Raw genomic sequence first — 23,472 nt, forward strand, 5'->3', positions numbered from 1 at the left:
ATGGATGAAAGCAAGGCATTGATTGCAGTAACTAGTTGTTCTAATTACAAAATCAATAACAAAGACTAAAACGTAGTTTTATGTCTAGCTAGCATTCATTTTAGCAAGCATAAATGAATAGATAATTATCGGATTTGGTATTACGTCATGACTTGATGATAGAAAACTAGAAAGGCATTTTAAAACCCGGAGGTAATTCCATGCCGCCGGTGATTCCGCTCATTTTAGTTTTATTCACTTCTTCAACACGGCGAACCGCATCATTCATTGCCGCAGCGATAAGATCTTCAATCATCTCTTTGTCATCTTCCATCAGGCTCTCGTCAATTTCGACTTTACGTACATTATGATTGCCCAACATGGTGACTTTTACCAGACCCGCACCAGCTTCACCAATCACTTCTGTGTTGGCAATTTCAGCTTGTGCCTTTTTCATATTTTCCTGCATCTCCTGGGCTTTTTTCATTAAATCGCCCATGCCTGCTTTATTAAACATATCTATTTCTCTTTTTTGTAGATTAACGTTGTAAAATATATTATCAGATTATAGCGGTATGATGCTATTTTCATAGATCTTTGCACCGTACTCACTGACAAAAGTTAAGATATTACCGTCTTCTTTGATAGCTGACTTTGCCCTGTCCAGATAGCTTTGGTAAATCGCCAATTCCGATTCCAGCGCGGTTAACTTACCGCTGACATTACCGACTTCAATATAGATGCTCATTTGCGTCCCATAATGGGCTTTTAACTGCTCTTCCAATTGGCTGCATAATTGATGATTATTTAATAAATGCTGCTGTTCCGGTTTTAAGGTTAATACAATTTGCTGCTCAGATATCTGCATTACGCTGTTTTTAGCCAGCAATTTAACTAACCCCACTAACTCCATTTTCTGAATGGCGATTGCCCAGGGATCGGTCAGTTTATCTGCAACATATTTTCCGGGATCTATTTCCAGCCGTTCAATTTCTTCATTAACAAAACGACTATCCACAGAAAAATTCTGTTGTGCTGGTTGTTGAGCTGCAGCGGGTGCTGCTAATTTATCCTGACTGTTCTGCAGGCCATCTGCAAAACCACTGTTGTCATTAAAATCGCCAGCAAAAGGCTCACTTGAAAAATCATCAGGCTGTTCCCGGTAATCATCATCGGCAGAAAAGCCATCATCCTGATAAGCTTCTATCGGAATCTGCGAAGGATCGCCGATATCATCATTTTGCGAAACTGATAAAGAATCAACGGAATCGACATTACCGGATTTAGCATTTGTTTGCAGATCGGCAGCAGCGCTGCGTTTTTCCTTTTTGGCGGTTAAATCAGGCTGCTTTGCCTGACTTTCTGCCGCTAAACGGTCCTGCGCATGCAGCTTGTCTGCGACAACTGTTGTTGTTTGATTAACTGTTGTCGCCTGGGACTTTTTTTCCGCTTCTCGCTTTAAACGGTGACTGCGTAGCATATTACGGGAATGAGTAACCTGTGCAAGCTGTTCGCTTGTATCCGCAGCCGGGCTTGCTGGTTGTTGCGGCTCTGGTTGCCTGTCTGTTTTCTGAGCGTTCTGGTTTACAGCAGGTTTTTCATGAGAAAATTCTGTTGCTTGCTGTACTTTTTCTGCCGGCGCTTCCCGCCGTAATCCGGATGGGTTATCCGTTGCATCTGTTGCCCGTGCGGCAGCAGAAATAGGTTGTTTTTCAACTCCTGCAGTGCCCTTTTCAGAAAGTTCTGCGGGGGTGGGCAAAACAGAGCTATCAATATTACCAGATTGTTGCTTATCTGTACTGATATGCCCGGAGGGCTCTGCAGGAATGGGTTGCATCGCTTGGGTGGTATTGGCCACCGTTACCTGAGCCGCTGTTTCCTTTACAGTTGCTTGCGGGCTGCTTTGCACTGCCGGGCTATCAACCTTGCCAAGCTGCTGCTCATCTAAACTGATATAATTGGCTGGTTTAAATGCCAGCAGACGCATGACTGTCATCTCTAATGCAATTTTGCCATCAGGAGCAAATGCATAATCTTTATAACCCTGCAGGGCTATCTGATAATACAGCTGCACCTCTTCAGGGCTTAAACGCTCAGCCAGTAGCTGCACTGCTGATTTTTGGCTGACATTGGGTTTTGCCAGCATTTGCTGCAGTGCAATTTCATGGCACAGGCTCGCCAGCCCCTGATGCAGCATCGCAAAATCCGCCCCCAAATGAACAAACTCTTCAATTTTTTGAAAGACTTTCGCGACATTTCCCGAGGCAATAAAATGCAGTAAATAGTGCAGATGACCGTGATCAATAGTACCAAGCATCTTTAATACAGATTGGTACTCAATATTACCGGAGCCAAAAGCGAGTGCCTGATCGGTCAAACTTAAAGCATCGCGCATACTGCCTTCTGCGGCCTTGGCAATCACAGACAGCGCAGCATGCTCGAAGGTAGCCTGTTCCTGATGAAGAATATGCGCCAGTTGATCTTCAATTTCCTGCGGCAAAATAGCTTTTAAGTGAAATTGTAAACAACGGGATAAAACAGTGATCGGTAATTTTTGCGGATCTGTCGTAGCTAACAGAAACTTCACATATTCAGGCGGCTCTTCAAGGGTTTTCAACAAAGCATTAAAACTATGCTTGGAAAGCATATGTACTTCATCAATAAGGTAGACTTTATAACGCCCTTGAGCAGGTTTATATTGTACGTTATCAAGCATCTCACGGGTATCATCAACTTTAGTACGGGAAGCTGCGTCAATTTCTAATAAATCGACAAAACGTCCCTGGTCAATCGCCTGGCAATGTATACATTTACCGCAAGGTGTTGCCGTGACTCCCTGTTCACAATTAAGGCTTTTTGCCAGAATACGGGCAATGGTTGTTTTACCGACACCACGTGTTCCGCTAAACAGATAAGCATGGTGCAATCTGTTTTGTGCCAAACCATTAGATAAAGCAGTCAAGACATGTTGCTGGCCAACGACTTCCTGAAAGTTACGTGGTCGCCATTTTCGTGCTAATACTTGATAACTCACAAAAATTACTCGCCTTCAAATTCAATTAAAGAAAAATGCGGCACATTCAGGGCCGTGAGTTTTTCCGCCCCTTTTAGTGCGGGTAATTCAATGACAAAAGCGGATTCAATAACAGTACCACCTGAACGCTGGATCAGTTTTACAGAGGCTTGTGCCGTCCCGCCCGTGGCCAGAAGATCATCCACTAATAATACTCTCTCGCCCTGTTTAATCGCATCGCTATGGATATGCAGCGTATCAGTTCCGTACTCAAGTTCATAGTCTTCATGGACAGTGGTTCTGGGTAGCTTGCCCGGCTTACGTACAGGAACAAAACCCGCTCCGATGGCCGCAGCCAAAGGTGCACCAAAAATAAATCCGCGTGCCTCAGTACCCACTACCTTATCAATATTCTGATCTTTATAACGTGCAACCAATAAGTTGATAGTATCAGAAAAAGCGGCACCGTTTTCAATCAGACTGGTAATATCACGAAACATAATCCCCGGAATCGGATAATCGGGAATACTTTTGATGCTCTCTTTTATCCGTTGTAGTGTAGTTGCTGTCATTTTTGTATCTCATTTAAAAAATTAAGGGCTAAGGGTAATTAGTTGCAGGGATATGTGCAAGCGATTGAGTCATATATTCAGCATTGCAGATGAAAAATAATACAATTTATATACCCATGATACTTTAAGATGCAAAGTCAGCAAGACAAATTGTGCCGAAATGCTAGGCATAAAATTGAAGTATAGTTATTCTACATAGAGATTTTATAACAAAGCAGATTGGTACAATTTGCCTTGCCCTTCGGGGCGTGAGCTCGAAAACCAGCGCTGCGTTGCACCAATCGAAAAGGGAATAACCATTACCTCATGTTGCGTCTTGCTCTGGTCTCCAAGCTTGCGCCTGACAAAGCATCTTGAAGTAACATGGGTATAGTTATCTTATTTATCACATTAATAATAATACTCAGGTATACTGCCGCTTTTTCAAAAGAGAGTGGACAGATGCAGATAACACTTGCCCCGATGGAGGGCGTCATGGATCACCATATGCGCCAATTATTAACGGCAGTAGGTGGATATGATCTCTGCGTGACTGAGTTTATCCGCGTGGTTGATTTACGTCTGCCGGCAAAAGTTTATCGCCGCCTCAGCCCGGAATTATATAATAACAGCAAAACCACCTCAGGCACCCCGGTACGTATTCAGCTATTAGGTCAAAATGCGCATTGTCTGGCACAAAATGCAGATAAAGCGATCAGCATAGGCTCAGACGGCATTGATCTTAATTTTGGCTGCCCGGCAAAAACGGTTAATAAGAATAAAGGCGGTGCAGTATTACTGAAATCACCTGAAACCCTCTATGAAATTGTCAGGGAGGTACGCAAGGTCGTTCCCGAATTTCATACCCTGAGTGCAAAAATACGTTTAGGCTATGATGATAAAAGTCTGGCCATTGAAAATGCCCAGGCAGTCGCCGAGGCCGGTGCCGATGAAATTGCAGTGCATGCCCGTACTAAAGAAGAGGGGTACCGCCCTCCCGCCCACTGGCATTGGATAGCTAAAATCAAAGATACAATCGATATTCCCGTCACGGCCAATGGTGATATTTTCTCTGTTGATGATGCCCGGCGTTGTATGGAGATAAGCGGTTGTGATCGTATCATGATTGGCCGCGGTGCACTCGCCACGCCTAATCTGGCACAGGCAATCAAAGGCCTGGAAGAGCCGAACAGCTGGGCGGAGATATTAGTTATTTTAAAAAAGTATCTGTTTATTCAGACCATGGGGGATCAGGAAAAATACCTGCCCAGCCGTATTAAACAATGGTTAACTTTTATGAAGTTGCAACATCCGCAGGCGGCTGTTTTTCTGCAGCAGGTGCGTAAAATAAAAACTACACAGGAGATGTTGGCAGCCATTAATAAAGAGCAGTTAAGTATCAGTTAATAAATGCGGCTTTGTTGATATGAAAACCACTTCAAGAGCTCATATCCTGAAGTGGTTTGTTGATCTTATTATTAGCTTATATAGCATTAACGCTTTTTATTTGATCAAACGGCGCACTAATAATAGCGGCAGTGCAAAAAGCCACAACCAGAAAGTTGCTGCACCTGAACGCTCATAATCACTGTCAGCGTTGGCTAACAATGCCGAGTCCCAACAGTTCGGGCTGTCATCGGGTGAAACCACATCCGTATTACGTGTTAATTTCAGCATCACCTCTGTACCATCGCTTTCATTGGTGTAATCCGAATCAGAGCCATATTTCCGGCCTTCGGCCAGCACTGTGCCATTATCATTAATAACGCGCGCACTGCGGATTTTATATAATGGTGTAGTCACTACGCCGCTATCATCTTCACTGCAGATCAGATCATTGATAAACCAGGATTTTTCGAGGTCATTATCATATAAAAAAGCCGACTGAGAACGAGGTGAGCCGCCATTAACGGAGTTAGTTTGATCATAATCATCAGCTTTACCGACAATAAAACCCGATTCATTAATATCATAGGCCCGGCTGTTAGCGCCCGTATAAGCACTACTGTCACCATTTAAGCGCTGCTCGGTAGAGAGTACTTTTTTATCTTTCAGCGGAAAGCTGATACTGTCATTGTCAATATCATAAACAAAAAACTCGGTCGGTTTATTACTGTTTTTTGATGCAGAATATTCACGGTTACCAATCACAATATTGGTGTCGGTAATGGTAGTAGCCCAGGAATTGTATATAGTCTCTCCCTCGTCATCCTCAACGTCGTCAACCGCTTTGCTTAATTCTGTCGGCTCATTGTAATCCTGGGTCATAATAATCGCCCGCTGGCGGCCGCCTGTCGCTACATCAGAATATTCAAAGGTAGAGACACCAACCGCTATACCGGAGGCATTGATATCCAGTGCACCGGCGCTGTAGGTGATATCTGAAGAAGCATTAGTTGCATTATCATCCAACCATTCTGTCGCCAGTGCAGAACCGCTTATGCCAGCGGTTACTGTTGATGTAAGATAATCTGTCACATCCCAAGCCCAGGCCTGGGTATCAAAACCGGGACAGTATACTAAGTTATTGAGCGTGCTAATCTCGTCCTCATCATAATCATCCAGACCGTAACAATAATTAAAATAATCCTGAACATCATCATCGTCGTCATCTTCAGGGAATGAAATACTGCTTGCACCCACCACTAAGATTTTTGAGCCAACCTGTTTAATCTTATAGGCGCTGCTGAAACCACCATTTGTATCAAAATCGGGAAGTAGTGAATTAAGAACATTTTGAGTTTGATTGTAGATAAATCCACGGCGGACAAAATCACGTTCAGTAGAACCGTCATAAGGTGCAGATGAATATCCGATGACTATGTTATCTCCGGCATCGCTGACAAAAACATCGGTCACCTTTACGTCTGTATCATAATTACCTAAATCAAAAGGTAATAACATCGCATCGGTAGAAGTGATGGTAATGATACCATCAACTGAATCTTCATCATCACTGGTGGTGAACGCATTACCCATCATATAACTGCTATAACCACCATTCTGCGCATCATATTGTGCATTACGCCATGCCTGGTAAGCATTATCATAACTGAGATCGCCAGATGTTTGAGAACCGTAGAATTCAAGTTCACAGATCTCATCGTCATACTGACATGCGCGGTTAAAGGTAAAAGGCAAGCCCAGATCAATATCCTGCGACAATGATGCTTTCATAGAATAGGTACCAATGAAAGTATCACCATTATCAGATATGGCCATGGCTGATGGATAGGCTCCGTATTCAGCGCCTTCTGCACTAACGCTGATCTCTTCAATATTATAATAGGGAACAGCTGCCGCCCAGCCGTTACTGGCCGCTAATAAGGCCATACCTGCCAAGGTTACTTTACATTTCATTTAATTGCTTTCTCCATTTTGCATCTCTTCCAACTCTTCCCAGCGCATAAAGGCTTCTTCTAACTGCATTTCGGTATCTGCAAGCTCTGTTAAGAATTTATCCGCATCTTTTTTATCTTTCGTAAAAAACTCAGGCGTATTAATCGTCTCCTGCAGGGTTTCCACTTTTGTTTCCAGCTCTTCCAGTAAACGCGGCAACCCATCCAGTTCAAGTTGTAATTTATAGGATAATTTTTTCTTTTTCACCGTGTTTACCGGCACCGGCTGAGCTTTAGGCTGTACATTGCTTTTTTTAACTGTGCTCTCAGGCTGACGCGCCGCTTCGCTTTGCGTTTTATGGCGCACTGCATCGCTATACCCGCCGACAAACAGCTCAACATTACCGTTTCCGTCAAAGAACCAGGTGTTGGTCACCGTATTATCAACAAAACTCCGGTCATGACTGACCAATAACAGGGTTCCCTGATAATTTGCCAGGAGCTCCTCTAATAATTCCAACGTTTCGACATCAAGATCGTTGGTAGGTTCATCGAGAATTAATAAATTACTGGGTTTTAAGAAGATTTTTGCCAGTAGCAGGCGGTTTTTTTCGCCACCCGATAACGCCTTCACTGGTGTACGGGCGCGTTGCGGATGGAATAAAAAGTCCTGCAGATAACCTAAAACATGACGTTTCACCCCGTTTACTTCAACTTCCTGCTTACCTTCCGCCAGATTATCCATTACGGATTTTTCAGGATCCAGAGTATCGCGGTATTGATCAAAGTAGGCAACATCAAGTTTGGTACCACACTTTATTGAACCGGAGTCAGGCTCTATTTGAGCAAGTAGCAGTTTTAATAATGTACTCTTACCACAGCCGTTTCTGCCCACTAACGCAATTTTATCACCGCGCATAATAGTGCAGGAAAAGTCCCGCACTATGCACAAATCATCATAACTGTAGGCAACATGTTCCGCTTCGAAAATAATCTTGCCTGAACGCGTGCCCGCATCAATATTGATATTCGCTTTACCCTGCACATTAAGGCGATCCGAGCGTTCTTTGCGCATCGACTTCAGCGCCCGAACCCGCCCTTCATTACGGGTACGGCGAGCTTTAATACCCTGACGGATCCATTTTTCTTCAATAGCTAATTTGCGGTCAAATTCCGCATTCTGCTCCTCTTCAACGCGAAGTGCTTCTTCTTTTGCAACCAGGTAATCATCATAACCACCAGGCCAGGAGCTTAAGTTCCCCCGGTCTATATCAATAATGCGCGTTGATAAACGGCGAATAAATTCCCGGTCATGGCTGATAAAGATAATCGAACCTTGAAAACTGATTAAAAATTGCTCCAGCCATTCGATGGTGCCCACATCCAGATGGTTAGTCGGCTCATCAAGTAATAACAGGTCCGGATCATTCACTAATGCCTTGGCAAGAGCGACTTTACGTAACCAGCCACCGGATAATTGATCCAGGGTTGTATCAGGATCAATGGCCAGACGATCTAATATTTGATTGATTTTACTGTCCAGCTGCCAGGCATCAAGCTGGTCAATCTGCTCCTGCAGCTTTTGCAGTTTATTGAGCTGTTTCTCACTACTGTCTTCAGCGATCACATGTAATTGATGATGATAGGCTTTTAAAATTTCTCCGGCATTTTCCATACCGGAAGCCACAAAATCATAAGCACTCATCAGACTGGCTGCCGGCGGATCCTGCTCCAGACGCGCCACTTTCACATCGTTATTGATCAGCAGGGTACCGTCATCAAGTTGAATTCGGCCGTCTAATACTTTTAATAAGGTTGACTTACCCGCCCCATTACGCCCGACCAGACAGACGCGTTCATTGGCTTCAATAACAAGGTTAGATTTATTTAATAATGCACTGTCACCAAAGGCCAGTTCTGCATTGTGTAAGGTTAATAATGCCACTTAAATACTCTTTTTTAATTAAATATGGAGGTTGATAAAGTCGTTTAACTGCTGTAAATCAAATGGCCAGTTAATGGTCTCACCATGGCTGTTCGCAACCACGGGAATAGAATAACCGTACAAGTCCACCAGCCTCTGATCATTGATAATATCGACTTTTGCATAAACAACAGTTGTCTGCTTTAATAATTTTTCCGCATCATCACAAAGATGACAACCGTCGGTAAAATATAATAAAAAATGGCTGTCGTTCATTATTTATTCGTATGCTTGGTTAAAATCCAGCATTGATGGATTTTACTGTTACGCTTGAAGTCTTCAGGAATTGATGCCTGGCTGATATCTTTAACATAAAAACCCAAGGCTTTAACAGCATCAATATCGAGTTTAAACCCGCGTTTATTATTTGAGAAAATAATTTCCCCGTCTGCATTTAAACGCTCACTCGCAGAGGTCAACAGTGCCACATGATCATCCTGCACATCAAAGACATCTTTCATACGTTTGGAGTTGGAAAATGTCGGCGGATCAATAAAAATCAGATCAAACATCTCATGGGCGTGCTGCAGCCATTTAATACAGTCCTGCTGAATAAAAGTATGCTTACCTTTAATGCCATTTTCGGCAAAGTTATCCTCTCCCCAGGCCAGGTAGGTCTTGGACATATCTACACTGGTGGTGGATTTAGCACCACCCAGTGCCGCATGCACAGAAGCCGTTGCCGTATAACAAAACAGGTTTAAGAAATCTTTGCCTTTCGCCATGTTAGCAATGCGTAAACGGGTTGGACGATGATCTAAAAACAGACCGGTATCGAGATAATCCTGCAGATTAACCAGTAGTTTAGCCTGCCCTTCATGTACTACTAATGATTGTTTTTTATTCGCCAGGCGTTCATATTGCTGACGCCCTTTCTGACGCTCACGGACTTTAATCACCAGTTTATCATCGGGCAGATTCAGCATGTAACGCACCGTAGAGACAACATCCAGGAAACGGCGACGTACCTTTTGTGTATCAATCTCTTTCGGCGCGCGGTATTCCTGAATAATGATATATTCAGCGTAACGGTCAATGGCGACGTTATATTCAGGTAAATCAGCGTCGTATAAACGATAACATTCAACCCCTTCGCGTTTTGCCCATTTTTCCAGCTGCTTGAGGTTTTTAGTTAAACGGTTGGCAAATTCTTCAGCGTAAATGGCCGGCTTAATCTGCTGCACCTCTTTAAACACCAACTCAGACTCACTCTCTTCCGCCACTGCGGCTGCACGTTCATTGCGCCCCATAGTCCAGGGGTTGATACGTTCAGGATTGGCATTTTCGCTATGTTCAACAACAGGCGCAATCTCTTTAACAGCGACACGTTTAGGTGAAATACGGTAGTTTTTAAGTACACACTCTATCGGGCCATTAAAGAACTTAAAGCTTTTAGCGGCACGCATCCCTAAACAACTTAACAGTTCAGTATCCATGGCAAACATAGACAAATTCCAACCGGCAAAAGCGTCTTTAAAATGATAACCGAGCTCAGTGTAAAGAGTAATGGTATCGCTGAAACCACCTAACCGTTCGCCGTAAGGCGGGTTGGTAATAATCATGCCGCTCTCAAGCTCTGCCGGTGGTAATACTTTTTTAGCGTCTGTTACTGAAAATTCAATCAGTTCAGCAACGCCTGCACGCTGAGCGTTTTTACGGGCAATTTCCACCATCTCTTTACTTAGATCAGAGGCATAAAAACGCGTTTCACACTTATTGACGGCGCGGCGGGCATAAACCTGCGCGGATGTTTTCAGTGTCTGCCAGCACTCATTGTCATGCTGTTTCCAGTGTTCAAAACCAAAACTTTGGCGCAGTGTTCCCGGGGCAATATTTAATGCCATCATGGCCGCTTCGATAATCAGCGTACCGGAGCCACACATCGGATCTAATAACGCTTCACCCTGCCAGCCGCTGCGTTTAATAATACCGGCAGCTAATGTTTCCCGCAGCGGTGCTTCACCGGCAATAGTACGGTAACCACGGAGATGCAGAGGAGAGCCGGAAAGATCTAAATAGATGGTCGCTTTATCTTTCCATAAACGGCCATTGAAACGGATATCTGCATCGCGTTTTTCAACATTAGGGCGTTGGTCGAATTTTTTACGGAAACGATCGACAATGGCATCTTTAATTTTTAAAGCGCCAAACTGGGTATTCCGAATTTCATCATTGGTACCGGAGAAATCAATAGAGAAAGTTTTATCGACATCAAAATGCATTTCCCAGGGAATATTGCTGCAGCCTAAATATAAATCCATAGAATCAAGTACTTTGAATTCACTCAGCTTTAACAACACCCGTGATGCGAAACGAGACCATAAACAAACTTTATACCCCTGCTCTAAGGTACCATCGAATTTCACGCCGCCAGTCATCTGTACGGGATTTTCAATACCCATCTCTTTCAGCTCAACTTCAAGCAGAGGGGCTAAACCTTTAGCGGTAGGAATAAAATAACTTAACATATAGGGTCTCACGCGGTAATTAGAAAATAAAATGGTGCGCATTATACCCCTAAAACACTATTATCCCTACACAATTAACACTGCGGTTAGCGACTTAATGTAGCAATAAAGCAGCAGTCAGCAGAGAAAATCAGCAAAACGTTTCATATATTTATTATTTATTGATAGCCCTAATCGCCAGCGACAGAGATTTAACCGTACGTTGCGCATCGGCATCCGGGTTATTGAAATAATTACTGATTATTTTGATCATAATATTACGCAGGTGGCTGGTACTGGCCAGATTTGAAGTAAAAGAGGGTACCAGTTCTGCGTTATTAAAATCAGCAAATGATTTTTGCGCACATGAATCAAATTGTCCGATCTCAATAGCGTTTGTGACAGGAATTGAACCTTTGGCCAGATTAAAAGCGACTTGAAATTTTTCGCTTAATAACATTTCGGCAAAAACAGTTTGTGTTTTCTGATGCGCTGCGGAACTGTTTTTTTCAAAAAAAACAAAACTATCTATGTTATAGCTGAAAAGCCCCTTACTTTCCGGGACATCAGTACAGATGTAATCAACCATAGGCTGTTTCCCCTGCGCATGCCACATCCCCTTTGCCCAGTCCCCCATAAACTGCATGGCCGCTTTATTATCGCTGATCAGCTGGCTTGCTTCATGCCAATCTTTTCCGAGCATATTACTGTCTGTGTACTTGTGCAGACGTTTAAATAATTTGAATACACGAATCATTTCCGGTGACGTTAACACAGCTTCATTATGCTCAACAAAAGCTTGTTTATACTTTTCCCCCCCTAATATTGAAAGTGCAACAGATTCAAATAACGAAGCATCCTGCCAGACGCTGCCGCCATGTGCGAGAGGAATATATCCTGCCGCTTTTATTTTATCTGCCACAGCAAAAAAACTATCCCAGGTGGCCGGCACAGGCAGATCCAGCTTATCGAAAATCGCTTTATTGAGCCACAGCCAATTTACCCGATGAACGTTAACCGGTACAGCCATGTACTCCCCGTCAAAGGTAACACTCTCTCTGACTATTTGCGGCAGTTTTTGCTGCCACAAACTGGTATCAGTAATCTGCTTAATTTCCTCAAGCATGCCTATTTTTGCCCACTCGCCAATATCCGGTCCTTTGATTTGTGCTGCATCAGGCGGATTGCCGGAAAGTGCCCGCAGCTGCAGTACGCGGACAGCACTTTCACCACCCTCTCCAACAATAGCAAAATTATTCCATTCGATGTTTTGCTCGAGAAGCATTTTTTCCAGGATACGTTGCGCTTCCAGTTCGCCTTTAGCAGTCCACCAGTGCAGTACCTCTATTGCCTCGGCGTTAACATTGCTATTGCAGAGTAAGCTGAGAAGTAAAATGACTTTTTTCATAAACTGGACTTATAAATTCTTGGCAACGTGATGATCACTTCCAACCCCCCCTGATCGCGATTAACAAGGTGCAGCTGGCCATTATGAGCATGAATAATATTACGGGAAATGCCTAAGCCAAGTCCATATCCTTCATTATCATCATGCAGGCGGCGATAAGGGGTAAAGATATTCTCCAGCTCTTTAGCAGGAATACCCGGACCATTATCCTGAATGACAATTTGTAAACTTTCATCACTATCGGCCAGATAAACCGTTACCGATTTACCGTACTTAATGCCGTTATCTATCAGGTTGGAAAAACAGCGTTTTAAAGCATGGGGTTTCCCCCGGTAAAAAGCAGACTTTTCTGCAATAATCTTTATTTTATCCGGCTGTGAGCTGCTGATCTGCTCTAACAGTTTCAGCACATCAACCGACTGAATATTTTCATGAATATCGGTATCTTTGACTGTTTGTAATGCCCCTTTAACCAGCATTTCTAAATCGTCTAAATCATGATTAAAAGCCTCGCTCTGTTTTTCACTGTCGAGTAATTCCGCACGCAATCGCAGGCGGGTGATCGGGGTTTTTAAGTCGTGTGAAATAGAACGAAATAACACTTCCCGATCCTGTATATAACGTTGTAATTTCTGCTGCATGCGGTTAAATGCGCGGGTCGCCGTCACTATTTCAGCAGCGCCCTCCTCCTTCAGCGGTTTCTGATATAAATCAATACTCATTTCAGCAACCGCAAAAGCTAACTGTTCAAGGGGTCTGGTCTGCCAATAAAAAAACAGATAAATAAAGATAAGTAAAATACCGGTGGTAAACACCAGTGTCACTACCTGTTGCGAGGAGATTATTGACTTTTCCGAAAGCAGATAAGGGGGCGGTAAAATAGCGGCCAGATAAAGCCACTCATTCTGCGAAACTTCAAGCTGGATCACTAAAATAGGCGGTTTTACGGAGGGAATAATTAACGAATACGCTCCCCAGGAAGGCGGTAAATCTTTTAATAACACATCATTTTTTAACACATGGAGATCATCGGGATGGGAAAACTCTATCTGCAGCTCTTGATCCCCGGCAATTCTTCGCCTTAATACATTATCAACAGTGCTTATAATGCTGCGCTTTAACTCACTTTCTGCTATCGGGTTAATATTTATTTTTTCACTGTTTAACGACACAAAAAAACGGCTGCCGCCTAAATCCCTTAGCTGCTCAAGCACCAGATAACGGTATTCCAGCGGTAAATTTTTAAAAAATGAGATCGTACTTAACGCATTCTCCGCTAAATTATTAGCATTAAGCAGGACTAATTTTTCCTCACTGTCTGCAAACTGATTAACCCAGAAAAAACTACTGGAAGCCTGAGCCACAATTACCGACAACATGGTGAGCAATAACATTCTGGAAATTAATGATTTAAACAGCAGACGCAGATAGATCATCAGATTTGACCAGGCACTGCTGAGCAGATTAGTTTTCTTCACGGACATCGGCAATAAATACATAACCGGCACCACGCATGGTTTTGATTATTTTAGGTGATTTTGCATCGTCTTTTAAACACTGGCGCAAACGGCTTAAATGCACATCAATACCCCGTTCGTTTGCAAAAGCGTCCCGGCCATGTAAAGCCTGACAGATTTGATCCCGGGAAATTGGGACATTGGTATTGTCTAAAAACAGATTGAGTAATTGAAAATCAGCACCGCTTAATGAGATTACCCGGCCATTTTCATCCATTAACTGCTGTTTTTTGGTATCCAGTTTCCAGTTCGCAAAATACAGGTAGCGCGCTTTTTCGCTGGTTTTAGTTTGTTCACCGGCAAACTGAGAACGCCTTAATAAAGCTTTAATCCGCGCAAGTAACTCTCTCGGACTAAAGGGTTTGGCAATATAATCATCGGCACCAATTTCCAGGCCTAACACACGATCCGTTTCATCGGAATTCGCGGTAAGCATAATAATCGGCACATGCGAGGTTTGGCGGATACGCTGACAAAGAACAAAACCATCATCACCTGGCAACATAATATCCAATACAATTAAATCAGGGCTATTGGATAATAGTTTTTTATCCATTTCAATGCCGTCTTCCGCAGTAATAACAGCAAAATTGTTTTTTGATAAGTACTCTGCTAACAATTCACGTATTGCCTGATCATCATCCACAACTAAAACTTGTTTATTACTGCTCACATTGATTCCTTTTAAAACATAAACAGGCAATTCCAAGTGCATTAAAGATGTGCTCTTGTATTGCGCGGGAAAAATTAAACTAACAAGGTATGAGTTGCAGGAAGTAGTTACACTCCTTTCACAAAATCGTCTGCAACGATTTGGGACAGCGTTAGCTGACCACAAATTGGTGAGGAATAAAAATGTTGCGCATAAAATTCATTCCCCAGAGAGGGGTAATTTTAACCAGTCAGACTGAACACTTATTTGCTGCACTTGCTATCATTCCATTATCAAAGAAATTTTAACTGAATCTATTTTCAGTTGGTAGCAGAGCATCTCATTAATTCTGCAAAATCACGATATTTAAGTATTGTATCCGTAAATATGAGATTTGCATCGCAAAAAAAGTGTAAAAAAAATATCCCTTAACTATTCGTTTTTATATTAAAAAACATAAACTTAAATATAAAAATGGAGCGTTAATAAAAAAAAATACTGATAGCGTGTTTGTTTACTCTTGCCAGCGGAAAAAACGGTGATAAAATGCGCGACTTTAAGTTATTGCAACAGCTTACTTTTGCTGTTTTTTAACCCACTATTCAGAACAACTTTGAACAATAAATAGGAGCGTGATCATATGTATTTATCGAATTTACCTAACCACGCTGAAGATCTATTTTTTATCAGTTATTCTGCCGGTTATACGCCATTTAATACCTATTTATACTTTGCCACTGAACCGTGATTTAAACGGTTACTCCTCAGCACCACCCTCATTTTTTTAAAGTGAGTTAAACCACTTTTAGTTCCAGTTTATGGACCCTTTACACTATTTAAGGATCTCGTTATGCAAAACGTCCTGAATTTAGCACCTGAAATACGCCTATCAAACGACCAGGAAGTGCCGTTTGTTAACGAATTATATGACCTTACCCCTGACAATGTGCTGTTAAGTCAAGAACATTATGAATCAGAAGTACGTTCATATCCGCGACGTTTGCCGATTGCAATTAAAAATACGCGTGGTGTTATTATTGAAGATACCAAGGGACAAGTTTATTTAGACTGTCTTGCCGGTGCCGGCGCTTTGCCGCTTGGTTATAACCATTCCGAGATCAACCAGGTGATGATTGGCCAACTTAATCAGGGTGTGCCTTATCAAACATTGGATATTACCACACCTGCAAAAGATGCTTTCATTAAGTCTGTGATGCAGTTTTTGCCAAGTAACTTTGCTAAAAATGCGCGTATTCAATTTTGCGGCCCTTCCGGTGCAGATGCCGTTGAAGCCTCTATCAAACTGGCCAAGCTTTATACCAAGCGTAACACCATGATCTCCTTCCATGGGGCTTATCACGGTATGACCAATGGTTCATTGGCATTAACTGGTAACTTAGGCGCTAAAAATCGTCGTACCGGACTGATGTCTGACGTACATTTTATGCCTTTCCCGTACAGTTTACGTTGTACTTTCGGTCTCGGCGGCATTGAAGGTGCTAAGCAGAGCATCCGTTATATTGAATCGGTTTTAAGTGATGATGAAAGCGGTATTACCAAGCCTGCTGCCATTATCGTTGAGCCGATTCAGGGAGAAGGCGGCGTAATTCCGGCACCGGCTTATTGGTTACAGGAACTGCGCCGTATTACCAGTGAACACGGTATTTTGCTGATTTTTGATGAAATTCAATGTGGTGTTGGCCGTTCCGGCGATAATTTCGCTTTTGAAGAGGCTGGCATTGAACCCGATATCTTAATACTGTCTAAAGCAATCGGCGGCGGCATGCCGATGTCTATTATTTTGTACAACAAAAAATTTGACTGCTGGAACGCCGGTGAGCATACGGGTACGTTCCGCGGTAATCAGCTGGCCATGGCAAGCGGTGCAAAAACATTAGAAATTATCCAGCGTGATAATCTTACTGAAAATGCGAAGCAACGCGGTGAACAGTTACGCAGCCTATTACGCACGATTCAAACTGAAACGGATTGTATTGCGGAAGTGCGCGGGCGTGGTTTGATGTGCGGTATTGAAATTGTCAAGGCGGGTGAAGTTGACGCACTGGGTCATCCGGTCAGCGATCCGGCGCGTACGGCAAAAATTCAACGTGCCGCCCTGGAGCGCGGTTTAATCATTGAAAAAGGAGGTCGTAAAGGTTCTGTATTGCGTTTCCTACCTCCGCTTATTATCAGTGAAACACAAATAAACTTTGTTGCTGAAACACTTAAAGCAGCCATTGAATGTACGCAGGGTTAAATCAGTGAAGCAATCTAACTCACCATGGTCAAAGCATTTTATCCAGATTGCCGGGACCGATAATCAAGCTTTTACAACAGCAAGCCAGCAGGCATTGGATAATATCCACAGCTTGTTTGCAGAGTGTGCCAAACCTTACTCGGGTTTGGCGCCGGAGCTACTCAAAGAAGCCATTTATAACAGCAATCTGGATCAGGCTGAATCGCTGCAGTCAGCGATTCAACAAAGTAATGATCTGATTGCGAAAAACTCAATCATGGTACAGCACCCGCATTGCATTGCGCACCTGCATACGCCACCGTTAATTTCATCGGTGATCGCTGAGTTTTATATTGCCGCCTTGAATCAATCGATGGACTCCTGGGATCAGGCTTCTGCCGCGACTTTCCTGGAGCAATTTATTATCGACTGGTTAGTCAAAACCTATGAGATGGGCACTGACGCTGATGGTGTGTTTACCAGCGGCGGCACACAAAGTAATTTGATGGGCATGCTGTTAGCACGTGACTGGTTTGCCTATAAATATTCAGAACATAATGTTCAGCAGGACGGTTTGCCGGACTACAGCAGCAAGCTGCGCATTATCTGCTCCGATAAAAGTCATTTTACTATTCAGAAATCTGCTTCATTAATGGGGCTGGGTGAACGCTCTGTTGTGTGTGTGAAAACCAATGTCCAGGGGCAGATGGATACCGCAGATCTGCAGGCAACCATTGCAAAATTGCTTGCTCAGGGATTATTGCCGATGGCGGTCGTTGCCACCGCAGGAACAACGGATCACGGTGCAATAGATGATTTAGAGAAGATAGTCACAATCAGCCACAGTGCCGGATTATGGTGTCATGTCGATGGCGCCTACGGTGGTGCACTAATGCTCAGTGACAAACATAAATCCCGTCTGCGCGGCATTGAATCTGCGGACTCAGTGAGTGTTGATTTTCATAAATTGTTCTACCAGACAATCAGTTGCGGTGCTTTATTAATTAAAGATAAAAGCAATTTCAGAAGCCTGCTGCACCACGCAGATTACCTCAACCGTGAAGGAGATGAACTGCCTAATCTGGTCGATAAAAGTATTGCCACGACAAAACGTTTTGACGCGTTAAAAATGTTTATGACCTTAAAAGGCGTTGGTGCTACAGCACTGGGTGAAATGTACGACCAATTAATTGAATTAACTCAGTTAGTTGCACAATCTGTTCAACAGAATGAACATTTTGAACTGTGCTGTGAACCGTTATTATCAACGGTGTTATTCCGCTTGGGCAAGCAATATCAGGGTGCACTAAACCTTGAAGAGTTTAATCAGCTACATCAGAAATTACGCTTACAACTGTTAACCAGTGGTGATGCGGTGATTGCAGAAACAAAAGTTGACGGCAAGCTTTATCTTAAATTTACCCTGTTAAACCCTTGTTTAACATTAAAAGATTTTGATTCTCTGTTTACGAAAATTGAATCGCACGCACAACAATTAATTAATACGTAACCCGGGTAAAACACAGGTTACATCTACAAGGACTTTAAAATGTCAGTATTACAAATAGGCGCCGGTGGCGTTGGGTGGGTTATTGCCCATAAATGTGCTCAGAACAACGATGTATTTGGCGATATCACGTTAGCTTCCCGTACCATTTCAAAATGTGATAAAATTATTACCTCGATTAAAGGGCGTAATAATTTAAAAGACCCGAGTAAAAAAATTCAAGCCGTCACGGTTAATGCTGATGATGTTGATGCTTTAGTTAAACTTATCAACGAAGTACAGCCGGACTTAGTGATTAACGCCGGCCCGCCCTGGGTAAACGTCGCTATTATGGAAGCTTGTGTACAGACAAAAACCGCTTATTTGGATACCTCTGTTGCGACAGATTTATGCAGCCCGGGACAACAAGTGCCGGAAGCTTATGATCCGCAATGGGCATTTGCCGAGCGTTTTAAAGAAGCGGGTATTACTGGTATTCTAAGTGCCGGTTTTGATCCGGGTGTGGTCAGTGTTTTTGCCGCTTATGGGCATAAACACCTGTTTGACGAGATTGACAGCATTGATATTATGGATGTTAATGCCGGTGATCACGGACAAAAGTTTGCCACAAACTTTGACCCTGAAACTAACCTGCTCGAAATTCAGGGTGATTCTTTTTATTACGAAAACCAGGAGTGGAAGAGCGTTCCCTGCCATAGCCGCATGATGGAATTTGATTTTCCTGTTGTCGGCCCGCAAAAAGTCTACTCAATGGCACACGATGAAGTCCGCTCTTTAGCACAGTACATTCCGGCTAAACGGATCGAATTCTGGATGGGCTTCTCTGATAATTACCTGAATTACTTTAATATGCTGCGTGATATCGGCATGTTAAACCCTAATCCAATTACCACATCAGACGGTATTACGGTTAAACCGCTGCAGGTATTAAAAGCGATTTTACCGGATCCGACCTCACTGGCACCGGGTTATGTGGGTAAAACCTGTATTGGTACCTGGATCCGCGGTAAAAAAGACGGCAAAGCTAAAAGTGTCTTTATCTACAATATTTGTGACCATAAAGAGTCTTATATTGAAGTTGAGCACCAGGCTATCTCCTACACCACAGGAGTACCGGCAATTACAGCCGCCCTGCTTTACTTCCAGGGTAAATGGAATGATGTGGGTCTATTCAATGTAGAACAACTCAACCCGGATGATTTCTTAGATCTGATGCCACGCATAGGTTTAACCTGGCAGGTACAGGAGTTAGAAGCTTAATCCACGCCACTTGAAACGAAGGCTTCGGCCTTCGTTTTTATTGTCAATCAACACTCTAATAAAGATCTCCACTATGCACATCAATGAAAACCAGTTAACCACTCCTTATTTTATGATCGATGAAAGCAAGCTGATTGAAAACCTTGAAAAAGCCAAACTGCTTAAGCAAATTTCAGGGGCTAAATTAGTGCTGGCACTGAAGTGTTTTTCAACCTGGGGCACCTTCGAGACCATGAAGCCTTATTTAGACGGGACCACCAGCTCAGGCCCTTTTGAAGTTAAATTGGGCTATCAAACCTTCGGCGGTGAAACTCATGCTTACAGCGTCGGTTATTCAAAAAAGGATATCGAAGAGGTTGCACCTTTATCGGACAAGATTATCTTCAATTCATTAACTCAGCTGGAAGCGCATTTTGCTGCTGCGGATCCCTTTGCTTCCTTGGGGCTGCGCATTAATCCGCAGCGCAGTTTCGCAGGCCAGGATCTCGCTAATCCGGCACGCCCCTACTCACGTCTGGGAGTCAAAAAAGAACTGCTGGACCTCTCTGTGGTAGATAAAGTAGACGGCTTTATGTTTCATATGAACTGTGAAAATAAAGATGTCGATGCGTTTATTGCTATTTTAGATCATATCTCGGAAGAGTTTTCAGAATATCTGGCGCAGCTTAAGTGGTTAAGCTTGGGTGGCGGTATCTTTTTCACCTACCCCGGTTATCCCATTGAAAAACTGGGTCAGGCACTAAAAGCTTTCAGTGAAAAACACAATATCCAACTCTATTTAGAGCCTGGTGAAGCTATTATTACGCGCACCGCCGATCTTGTGGTCAGCGTGATAGATATTGTTGATAACGGTAAAAAAACAGCGATTGTCGACAGTGCCACGGAAGCGCATCGTTTAGATACGCTGATCTACAATGAACCCGCCTCAATTGCTGAAGCATCTGCTGATGGACAATTCCCCTACATCATCGGTTCATGCTCCTGCCTGGCGGGCGATCAGTTCTGCGAAACACAATTTGCACAGCCGCTGCAGATTGGGCAAAAACTGCATATTCTCGACTCTGCCGGTTATACTATGGTCAAACTGAACTGGTTTAACGGTTTGAAAATGCCGGGCATCTATTACAAGCGTGTTGATGGTGAGATCCAGTTATTAAAAAACTTTACCTATGAGGATTATAAAGCGAGTTTAGGTGAAGCCTAAGCGCATCTAATCACCGGGCAATAATCTGACTCAGACGGTGTAATGCCCGGTTATAAGTTTTTCAGGTAAGCTGAACCACCTAATTGTCGCACCGAGTGTTGAATTTGCGCAGCACGTTTTAATACGTAGGGCGAGGGATTCCGCGCAGACATCACTTTGGGATTAGGTAATACCGCAGCTAATAACGCGGCCTGATAAGCACTAATCTGTGTCGCAGGTCGAAAAAACAGCTTACGGCCGGCCGCCCCCACGCCATATACACCAGGCGCAAATTCAACCACATTCAGATAAAGCTCCAATATTCTTCGTTTGGGCAGAAATATCTCCAGCAGCACGGTAAAATAGGCTTCCAGTGCTTTTCTGAACAGACTCCGTCCCGACCACAAATACAGGTTTTTCGCCAGCTGTTGGCTGATAGTGCTTGCCCCGCGCGGTTGCGCCCGATCTTCCGTTAATGCTTTTGCAAGAGACTCAAAATCAAAACCATAATGGTTAGGAAATTTCTGATCTTCCGATGCCACAACAGAGATAGGCAATGTTGCCGCGATATTGGCGTAAGGCGTCCAGTCTAAAGAGATGATTTTCCTGTCGCTGAACTGCTCCTGAATTATAAAAGATGTTGTAAAAGGATTCAGCCAGCGCAAAGGCAGGGTCAGCAGGATACTGAGCGCAAAAAAAGCAGCAGAAGTAATCAGCAGATAACGAAGCAGTCGCTTACTTAACCCCTTATGATTATAAATCTTTTTGTTTTTCATTGTGATTCACAAACCCAAAGCCGGAAAAATTTGTGATGATTATACCAACATTATCCGCTTTGCAGAAAAACAAAGGCGGCGATAAATTTTCCTCTGCCGCCACCTTATATTTTAACTGTTCGAACTAATAAAATATAGTTTTTAGTCATCACCAGATCCGTTGCATTTTCCGATGACATATCATAATCCGCGGGAGCGCCGGATTTGGGATCGCTTCTTTGCGCGCCTGCACCATGCCAGTCATAATAAGTTGTTGCAGCAGAGTTCTTTTTGCTGAACGCTTTGCCAAAAGAGATATAGTTTGCACTGTATTTAAAATCACCCTGTGTGGTGCTCGACCAGACCCAAAGCGGATCAGCCGTTGTATTGTCGCCGGTCAAAGTGAAATATTGGGTATTTATAGCAGGCCAGGAAGCAACTTCACCACCATATTTGACGATACTCTGCAGCTCTTTAATGTTTGGCAGACGCCAGTCATTGTGCCCGGCCAGTGTAGAAACTTCAGCATAGGCTAAACTGTCCTGCCAGTTTCTTCTTACCCCATCATCTGACTGCTGCCACATCAACCCGGTTGCTTTATCTGTCACTGTGCCATCGTTATTATCCGCGAAATCGTTTACACCGTAGACATTTTCTTCACCACGTACGCACCTTACAAAGTTGCCGGGAGCATGCACACTTTCATCTGTTGTGCCGAAAACATAGCCCGTCTCATAACCTTTGATATGCCCATCCGCAAAGTTAAAACCAAATGCGGCTTCCACATTCTCAGTGTTGTGTACAGGACCGAGGGTGTATTTAGTGATTGACCAGTACTGACCGATATATGCCATTCTTTTATCATATTCGAAGTCAAAATAATCGGTATCTATGTAAGGTGTATTTTCACTCTCATTACGGGGATTAACGATCTCTCCTCTAAAATCCGCCAGAGAATAGAGCTCTTTTATGGTCGGCAGGCGCCAGTCGTTATGATTTGCCACGCTTAAATCTTCACAGTAGGCAATAGCATCATCATAAGAGTAGTGCTTGTAATCCGGCGTTTTCTGCCAGATCATGCCGGTATTATTATCCGTAACGGTCTTGTCACCATTATCAGTATAAGAAGGCTGTACGCCAGCGTACTGCGCATCCTGCCCGGATAAAGCACTGCCTTGAGCCGGGCAGCTTATTTCGCCACCGGCGTTATCAAAACAACTATCCTGAGCGGTATCAACAACGACAAATTTAACTGCCGGTGCTGTTGATTCACCCATATTTTCCGATGGGATAGCCTTCATGTCACTGCAGGCGCTCAAAGAAGCAATACCTGCGATTAAAGCTGTCAATGTGAGCTTTTTATTAACCTTTAATTTTGTCACTATAATATTCCTTGTTTGCCTATTTCCGGGAAAAAATGAATAACATTTTGCTGTGAAACTATAATCAAACCATCTTCTCTCTTGTTATCAAATTACTTTTTCTTTACCATAATGATAACAATTATCAATAAAATCATAAAAAAATAAAATCCGCCTCACGCACAATACGTTATTGCTGTATGGCGTTATCAGTAAAACATTTGCAGGCGTATAGATTTGCTTGCATTTTTGATGTTTCCGGATTGATTAAGAACCTGAAG

General features: G+C 43.2%; 17 protein-coding genes. 5 read left to right on the plus strand and 12 right to left on the minus strand.

The genetic code is table 11. The features are described 5' to 3' along the window. Window positions 1-166: 166 nt before the first annotated feature. Genes ABZA00_RS07205 through apt form a run of 3 tightly spaced genes read right to left on the minus strand, consistent with a single transcriptional unit; the run spans window position 167 to window position 3,564 of the window. Window positions 167-496, minus strand: coding sequence for a YbaB/EbfC family nucleoid-associated protein (locus ABZA00_RS07205; RefSeq protein ID WP_372881477.1), 330 nt, complete (start codon window positions 494-496; stop codon window positions 167-169). Between the two features lie 48 nt (window positions 497-544). Then, complete coding sequence (gene dnaX / locus ABZA00_RS07210; RefSeq protein WP_372881478.1) at window positions 545-3,013, minus strand: DNA polymerase III subunit gamma/tau; 2,469 nt, start codon at window positions 3,011-3,013, stop codon at window positions 545-547. Window positions 3,014-3,018: 5 nt separating this feature from the next. Then, a complete protein-coding gene (gene apt / locus ABZA00_RS07215; RefSeq protein ID WP_372881479.1) occupies window positions 3,019-3,564 on the minus strand; it encodes an adenine phosphoribosyltransferase in 546 nt (181 codons plus the stop codon). Window positions 3,565-4,005: 441 nt separating this feature from the next. Here apt and ABZA00_RS07220 point away from each other — a divergent pair, with 441 nt between their 5' ends. Then, on the plus strand, window positions 4,006-4,950 hold the full coding sequence (locus ABZA00_RS07220) for a tRNA-dihydrouridine synthase (RefSeq protein ID WP_372881480.1): 945 nt from the start codon (window positions 4,006-4,008) through the stop codon (window positions 4,948-4,950). Window positions 4,951-5,046: 96 nt separating this feature from the next. Here ABZA00_RS07220 and ABZA00_RS07225 read toward each other — a convergent pair whose 3' ends face one another. The 7 genes from ABZA00_RS07225 to ABZA00_RS07255 all read right to left on the minus strand — a co-directional run bounded on the left by ABZA00_RS07225 (window position 5,047) and on the right by ABZA00_RS07255 (window position 14,910). Next, the gene (locus ABZA00_RS07225) at window positions 5,047-6,903 is read right to left on the minus strand and encodes a DUF3466 family protein (protein WP_372881481.1); all 1,857 of its coding nucleotides are present in this window, start codon (window positions 6,901-6,903) and stop codon (window positions 5,047-5,049) included. Next, window positions 6,904-8,826: an ABC transporter ATP-binding protein gene (locus tag ABZA00_RS07230; RefSeq protein ID WP_372881482.1), complete on the minus strand. Its 1,923-nt coding sequence runs from the start codon at window positions 8,824-8,826 to the stop codon at window positions 6,904-6,906. An 18-nt stretch (window positions 8,827-8,844) separates the two neighbouring features. Further along, the gene (locus tag ABZA00_RS07235) at window positions 8,845-9,081 is read right to left on the minus strand and encodes a glutaredoxin family protein (RefSeq protein WP_372881483.1); all 237 of its coding nucleotides are present in this window, start codon (window positions 9,079-9,081) and stop codon (window positions 8,845-8,847) included. Next, window positions 9,081-11,375 carry a bifunctional 23S rRNA (guanine(2069)-N(7))-methyltransferase RlmK/23S rRNA (guanine(2445)-N(2))-methyltransferase RlmL gene (gene rlmKL, locus ABZA00_RS07240; protein ID WP_372881484.1) on the minus strand — a complete coding sequence of 765 codons (2,295 nt, stop codon included), beginning with the start codon at window positions 11,373-11,375 and terminating at the stop codon, window positions 9,081-9,083. The genes ABZA00_RS07235 and rlmKL overlap by 1 nt, the downstream gene beginning before the upstream one ends. Window positions 11,376-11,487: 112 nt before the next feature. After that, window positions 11,488-12,720, minus strand: a complete 1,233-nt coding sequence (locus tag ABZA00_RS07245) for an ABC transporter substrate-binding protein (RefSeq protein WP_372881485.1) — start codon at window positions 12,718-12,720, stop codon at window positions 11,488-11,490. Beyond that, complete coding sequence (locus ABZA00_RS07250; RefSeq protein ID WP_372881486.1) at window positions 12,717-14,219, minus strand: ATP-binding protein; 1,503 nt, start codon at window positions 14,217-14,219, stop codon at window positions 12,717-12,719. The genes ABZA00_RS07245 and ABZA00_RS07250 overlap by 4 nt, the downstream gene beginning before the upstream one ends. Continuing rightward, window positions 14,185-14,910 (minus strand): response regulator, encoded by a 726-nt coding sequence (locus tag ABZA00_RS07255; RefSeq protein ID WP_372881487.1) that lies wholly within the window; start codon window positions 14,908-14,910, stop codon window positions 14,185-14,187. Before ABZA00_RS07255 ends, ABZA00_RS07250 begins: the two co-directional genes overlap by 35 nt. A gap of 829 nt (window positions 14,911-15,739) precedes the next feature. Between ABZA00_RS07255 and ABZA00_RS07260 the strand changes: the two genes are divergently transcribed. The 4 genes from ABZA00_RS07260 to nspC all read left to right on the plus strand — a co-directional run bounded on the left by ABZA00_RS07260 (window position 15,740) and on the right by nspC (window position 21,096). Then, the gene (locus tag ABZA00_RS07260) at window positions 15,740-17,146 is read left to right on the plus strand and encodes a diaminobutyrate--2-oxoglutarate transaminase family protein (protein ID WP_372881488.1); all 1,407 of its coding nucleotides are present in this window, start codon (window positions 15,740-15,742) and stop codon (window positions 17,144-17,146) included. A gap of 4 nt (window positions 17,147-17,150) precedes the next feature. Next, window positions 17,151-18,635 (plus strand): aspartate aminotransferase family protein, encoded by a 1,485-nt coding sequence (locus ABZA00_RS07265; protein WP_372881489.1) that lies wholly within the window; start codon window positions 17,151-17,153, stop codon window positions 18,633-18,635. Window positions 18,636-18,674: 39 nt separating this feature from the next. Further along, window positions 18,675-19,892, plus strand: coding sequence for a carboxynorspermidine synthase (locus tag ABZA00_RS07270; protein ID WP_372881490.1), 1,218 nt, complete (start codon window positions 18,675-18,677; stop codon window positions 19,890-19,892). A 73-nt stretch (window positions 19,893-19,965) separates the two neighbouring features. Beyond that, window positions 19,966-21,096, plus strand: a complete 1,131-nt coding sequence (gene nspC / locus ABZA00_RS07275; protein ID WP_372881491.1) for a carboxynorspermidine decarboxylase — start codon at window positions 19,966-19,968, stop codon at window positions 21,094-21,096. 50 nt (window positions 21,097-21,146) lie between these two features. Here the strand turns inward: nspC and mtgA are convergent, their stop codons facing one another. Together mtgA and ABZA00_RS07285 are read right to left on the minus strand one after the other, a co-directional pair. Next, entirely contained in the window at window positions 21,147-21,851 is a 705-nt protein-coding gene (gene mtgA, locus ABZA00_RS07280; RefSeq protein WP_372881492.1) for a monofunctional biosynthetic peptidoglycan transglycosylase, read from the minus strand. Window positions 21,852-21,955: 104 nt separating this feature from the next. Next, window positions 21,956-23,212 (minus strand): DUF1566 domain-containing protein, encoded by a 1,257-nt coding sequence (locus ABZA00_RS07285; RefSeq protein ID WP_372881493.1) that lies wholly within the window; start codon window positions 23,210-23,212, stop codon window positions 21,956-21,958. Between the last annotated feature and the right edge of the window lie 260 nt (window positions 23,213-23,472).

This window comes from Psychromonas sp. (assembly GCF_041586535.1).
In the GTDB taxonomy this organism is placed as follows: Bacteria; Pseudomonadota; Gammaproteobacteria; order Enterobacterales; family Psychromonadaceae; genus Psychromonas.